Source organism: Cellulomonas triticagri (assembly GCF_003696205.1).
In the GTDB taxonomy this organism is placed as follows: Bacteria; Actinomycetota; Actinomycetes; order Actinomycetales; family Cellulomonadaceae; genus Cellulomonas; species Cellulomonas triticagri.
The window spans coordinates 1-5,193 of record NZ_RFFI01000176.1 but is presented as its reverse complement, the minus strand read 5'-3'; the positions used below and the strand labels follow the sequence as shown (position 1 = coordinate 5,193).

General features: G+C 76.4%; 3 protein-coding genes and 1 pseudogene. 3 read left to right on the top strand and 1 reads right to left on the bottom strand.

Annotation, left to right across the window (positions count from 1 at the left end; translation table 11 throughout):
* Positions 1–39: 39 nt before the first annotated feature.
* Positions 40–2,421: an HAD-IC family P-type ATPase gene (locus EBM89_RS19335; protein WP_122151228.1), complete on the bottom strand. Its 2,382-nt coding sequence runs from the start codon at positions 2,419–2,421 to the stop codon at positions 40–42.
* Positions 2,422–2,571: 150 nt separating this feature from the next.
* Between EBM89_RS19335 and EBM89_RS19330 the strand changes: the two genes are divergently transcribed.
* The 3 genes and pseudogenes from EBM89_RS19330 to EBM89_RS19320 all read left to right on the top strand — a co-directional run.
* Positions 2,572–3,975, top strand: a complete 1,404-nt coding sequence (locus EBM89_RS19330) for an MFS transporter (RefSeq protein ID WP_122151227.1) — start codon at positions 2,572–2,574, stop codon at positions 3,973–3,975.
* Positions 3,972–4,946, top strand: coding sequence for an alpha/beta hydrolase (locus EBM89_RS19325; RefSeq protein ID WP_122151226.1), 975 nt, complete (start codon positions 3,972–3,974; stop codon positions 4,944–4,946). Before EBM89_RS19330 ends, EBM89_RS19325 begins: the two co-directional genes overlap by 4 nt.
* A 67-nt stretch (positions 4,947–5,013) precedes the next feature.
* A pseudogene (locus EBM89_RS19320) lies at positions 5,014–5,193 on the top strand (DNA-3-methyladenine glycosylase 2 family protein); the annotation flags it as partial.

Here is a 5,193-nt window from a genome sequence, read left to right as displayed (position 1 = left end):
GCTGAGCCGCGCCCCGCGCCGCCCACCCGGACGCCGGGGCTACGGCCCCGGGACCGCCCGGCGCAGCACCAGCGCCGCCACGCGGCGGACCACGAGCCCCGCGAGCGCCGCACCGGCGGCGACGGCGAGCACCCGGGTGTCCGTCGGGTCGAGCACCAGCAGCCGCTGCCCGAGCGGGGTCAGCACCGCGAGCGCCATCCCCGCGACCATCGTCGCGACGAGCGCGACCTTCCAGGGCCGCAGCGGCCGGGCGACGCCGATCAGCACGTCGAACGCGACGACGACCAGCGCCAGGAACGCCGCCGTCGAGGTGAGCACCTGGTCCGGGCCGACCACGGAGCGCGCGACGACGAACGCGCCGTAGGCGGCGACGGCGACCCCGAGCCCCCCGGGCACGGCGGAGGTGAGCACCCGGCGGACGAACCCGGTGCGCGCGGGCTCGCGGTTCGGCGCGAGGGCGAGGACGGTCGCGGGGATGCCGATCGTGAACCAGGCGATGACGGTGACGTGCCGGGGCAGCAGCGGGAACGGGACGCCGCTGAGCGCGACGGCGAGGGCGAGCAGCACCGAGTAGACGGTCTTGGACAGGAAGAGCGTGGCGACGCGCTCGATGTTCGCGATGACCCGGCGGCCCTCGGCGACGACGTACGGCAGGGTCGCGAAGCTGCTGTCCAGCAGGACGATCCGGGCCACGGCCCGGGCTGCGGGGCTGCCGTTGCCCATGGCGACGCCGACGTCCGCCTCCTTGAGCGCGAGGACGTCGTTGACGCCGTCCCCCGTCATCGCGACGGTGCGGCCGCGGGCGGTGAGGCCGCGGACCAGGGCGCGCTTCTGCTCGGGACCGACGCGGCCGAGCACCCCGGCGCCCTCGGCGGCGTCGGCGAGCGCGTCGGGGTCGTCGGGCAGGTCGCGGGCGTCGACGGCGACCGAGGCGCCGGGCAGGCCGACCTGGGCGGCGACCGCCGCGACCGCGACCGGGGCGTCCCCGGAGACCACCTTGACGTCGACGTGCTGCCGGGCGAAGTACTCGAGGGTGCCCCGCGCCTCGGGGCGCACCCGCTGGTCGAGGACGAGCAGCGCCGTCGGCACCAGGTCGTCCGGCAGCCGCTCCGCCGTGGGCGCAGCGGGCACCGTGGACGCAGCGGACACCGTGGACGCGGCGGTGGCGCGGGCGAGCGCGAGCACCCGGGCGCCGCCGGCGGACTCGTGGGCGACGCGGTCGCGCGCCGGGTGGTCGCCGAGCAGCGCCTCGGGGGCGCCGAGCACCCACGTCGCGCCGTCGCCGGTGCGCACGGCGGCCCACCGGCGCGCCGAGGAGAACGGCACCACGTGCGTGGTCGGCAGCGGCGCGCGGTCCCCGACGTGCTCGAGCACGGCCCGGAGGCTGGCGTTCGGGCGCTCCTCCGCGGCGCCGAGGGTGGCGAGGGCGTCCTCGACGGCGCCCGCCGGCAGCGCGGGGTCGAGCACGTCGACGTCGCGCACCCGCATGCCGTCCTCGGTGAGGGTGCCGGTCTTGTCGAAGCAGACGACGTCGACCCGGGCGAGCGCCTCCATCGCCGGGAGGTCCTGCACCAGGCAGCGGCGACGACCCAGCCGGATCACGCCGACCGCCATCGCGACGCTGGTCATGAGGACCAGGCCCTCGGGAACCATCGGCACCAGCGCCGCGACCATCCCGCGCAGGGCGTCCGACGTGCCCTGGTCGGCGCGCCACAGCTGGTTGACGATGGTCAGCGCCGCGACCGGGACGAGCGCCCAGGTGACGTACCGCAGGATCTGGTCGATGCCCGCGCGCAGCTCGGAGGACGGGCGGCGAAACGCCGACGCCTCGCGCGCCAGCCGGGCGGCGTACGCCTCGGGACCGACGCCCGTCGCGCGGATGGTCCCCGACCCGGCGACCACGACGCTGCCGGACAGCAGCCGCCCGCCGGGCGCGGGGAGCACGGGCTCGGACTCCCCGGTGAGCAGCGACTCGTCCACCTCCAGGCCGGCGGTGGTGAGCAGCACGCCGTCCACCGGCACCTGGTCCCCGGAGGCGAGCCGCACCACGTCGTCGCGCACCAGGTCGGCCGGATCGAGGACCGCGACCCCTTCGGCGCGCACGACCGTGACCTGCGCGCGGTTGAGCAGGGCGAGCCGGTCGAGGGTCCTCTTGGCCCGCACCTCCTGCACCATGCCGACGGTGCTGTTCACGACGATGAGCAGCCCGAACAGCCCGTCGAGCAGGTGGCCGGTGCTGAGCACGACGAGGAACAGCACCAGGTAGATGGCGTTCACGCGCGTCAGCACGTTGCTGCGCACGATCTCGGCCCAGCTGCGGCTGGTGGCCTCGTCCACCCGGTTCGACTCGCCGCGCGCGACGCGGTCCCGGACCTGCTCGGCGGTGAGTCCGTCGGCCTGGTGGAGGTCGGCGCGCGTCATAGCGCCCGACCCTAGCCGCCCCCCACCCGACCGGACGGCGCCCTGGGTGGTGACCGCGGTCCGCACCCACCCGGGTGACGCGGCCGCCGCGGCACCTGCCGTTCAGCGGGTCGACACGCGCCGGACGCCCGTCGGCGGTATGCCTGGTCCGTGCACGCCGACGCCGCCCCGACGCCCGCCGCCCCCGCGCCCGACCCCGTCGGGCGCCCCACCGGCCGCTGGCCCGTCACCGCGTGGGCGCTGTGGGACTGGGGGTCGGCCGCGTTCAACGCGGTCATCACCACCTTCGTGTTCACCCGGTGGATCACCAGCGAGTCGTTCGTCGACCCGGCGGTGGTCGCCGAGGGCGGGGACGCGCTGGACGCCGCGCTCGCCGAGCACTCGACGTGGCTCGGCTGGGGGCTGACGGGGGCGGGGGTGCTGATCGCGGTGCTCGCGCCGATGACCGGCACCCGCGCCGACGGGTCCGGGCGGCGACGGCGCAGCCTCGCGGTGCAGACGGCGGTCACGGTCGCGGTGTGCGCGGCGATGGTGCTGGTCCGCCCCGACCCGGACGCGCTGACGACGAACCTGGTGCTCGGCATCGCGCTGCTCGCGGTCGCGAACATCACCTTCGAGCTCGCGTCCGTGCACTACAACGCGCTGCTCCCGCGGGTCGCCACGCCCGCGACGCTGGGGCGGGTCAGCGGCATCGGCTGGGGCGCCGGGTACGTCGGCGGGATCGTGCTGCTGCTGGTGCTGTTCGTCGGGTTCATCAACCCGGAGGTCGGCTGGTTCGGCGTGACCGGCGAGGACGGCTGGAACATCCGGGTCGCGGTGCTGCTGTCGGCGCTCTGGTTCGGGGTGTTCGCTATCCCGGTGCTGCTCGCCGTCCCCGACGAGCCGGTCGCCGCCTCCGGGCGCCGACCCGCGCGCGTCGGCGTGGTCGAGGCGTACCGGCGGCTCGTCGCCGACGTCCGCGACCTGTGGCGGCACTCCCGCAGCACCGTGCTGTTCCTGCTGGCCAGCGCCGTGTACCGGGACGGGCTCGCGGGGGTGTTCACCTTCGGCGCCGTGATCGCGTCCGGGACGTTCGGGTTCTCCGCGAGCGAGGTCGTGGTGTTCGCCATCGCCGCGAACGTCGTCGCCGGGATCGCCACCGTGCTCGCCGGGCTGCTGGACGACCGCGTCGGGCCCCGCGCCCTGATCGTCACGTCCCTGGTCGGGCTGGTCGTCGCGGGCGTCGCGACGTTCGCCCTGGCCGGCGCCGGGACCAACGCGTTCTGGGTGTGCGGGCTGCTGCTGTGCGTGTTCGTCGGCCCGGCGCAGTCCGCCAGCCGGTCGCTGCTCACCCGGATGACCCCGCCGGGGCGCGAGAGCCAGATCTTCGGGCTCTACGCCACCACCGGCCGGGCCGCGAGCTTCCTCGCGCCGTTCGCGTTCTCCACGTTCGTCGCCGTCGCCGGGTCGCAGCGGTGGGGCATCCTGGGGATCGTGCTGGTCATCGCGATCGGGCTCGCCGCCCTCCTCCCCCTGTCCCTCACCGCCGCACGCCGCACCGCGGACGCCGCGTGAGCACCACGCGCTGGGAGCCCGACGACCTCGGGGACGGCTGGGAGCGCACCACGCTCGCGCTGTCGGCCACCGACCCCGACCTGGTCGCGACCGTCGTGCGCCGCACCCCCCGCACGGGCGCACCGGTCGGCGGGCCCGCCGTGCTGCACGTGCACGGGTTCAACGACTACTTCTTCCAGACCCACCTCGCCGCCGCGTTCGAGGAGATCGGCCTGACGTTCTACGCCGTCGACCTGCGCCGCTGCGGGCGGTCCTGGCGCGACGGGCAGGTGCCGCACTACGTCGACGACCTCGCGGAGTACCGCGTCGACCTCGGGCTGGCCGCGCGGCTGCTGCGCGACGACCTCGGGCACGACCGCCTCGTGGTGCACGCGCACTCCACCGGCGGGCTGACGGCCGCGCTGTGGGCCGACAGCCCGGGCGGGCGCACGGCCGTGGACGCGCTGGTGCTGAACAGCCCGTGGTTCGACCTCGACGCCCGCTGGTTCCACCGCGTCGTGTCGACCTGGGTGCTCGACAACCTCGGGCCCGTCGACCCGATGCGGGTGCTCGCCGACGGACCGTCCGCGTACTCGTGGCACCTGCACGTCGCGAACGGCGGGCGCTGGGACTACGACCGGCGGCTCAAGCCCGCGGAGGGGTTCCCCGTGCGCGCCGGGTGGATGCGCGCCGTCCGCCGCGGGCAGGCCCGGCTCGCGCGCGGGCTGCGCATCCCGGCACCCGTGCTGGTGTGCACCGCGGCGGAGTCCGGGCCGAACTCGCGGGAGAACCCGCTGCTGGACGCGCAGGACACGGTGCTCGACGTCGGGCAGATCTGGGCCCGGGCCACCGGGCTCGGCGACGACGTCACGCTCGTGACCGTGCCCGGGGGGATCCACGACCTCACGCTGTCCGCCGACGGCCCCCGTGCGGTGTACCTGCGGGCGGTCGCCTCGTGGCTGGCGCAGACCGGGGCGCTGCGGGCGGGCTGAGCCGCTCGACGGCGGCTCGTCGGGACGTGCCCCGGGGCGTGTCGGCGGCGTGGGGCATCCTGGTCGGGTGCCGCTGCCCCCGCCCGACGTGCTCGACGCCGCGCACGTCGGCGACCCCGCGCCCGCCGGTGACCCCGCGCACGCCGACCACCCGCCGCTGAGCGCCGCGTACCGGCCCGACGGGCCGCTCGACCTGCGCCTCACCCTCATGCACGTGCGGCGCGGCGGCGGCGACCCCGCGCTGCGC

Excerpts from the sequence above, each read along its gene's own strand:
- EBM89_RS19335 (WP_122151228.1), bottom strand. The coding sequence starts at position 2,421 with ATGACGCGCGCCGACCTCCACCAGGCCGACGGACTCACCGCCGAGCAG.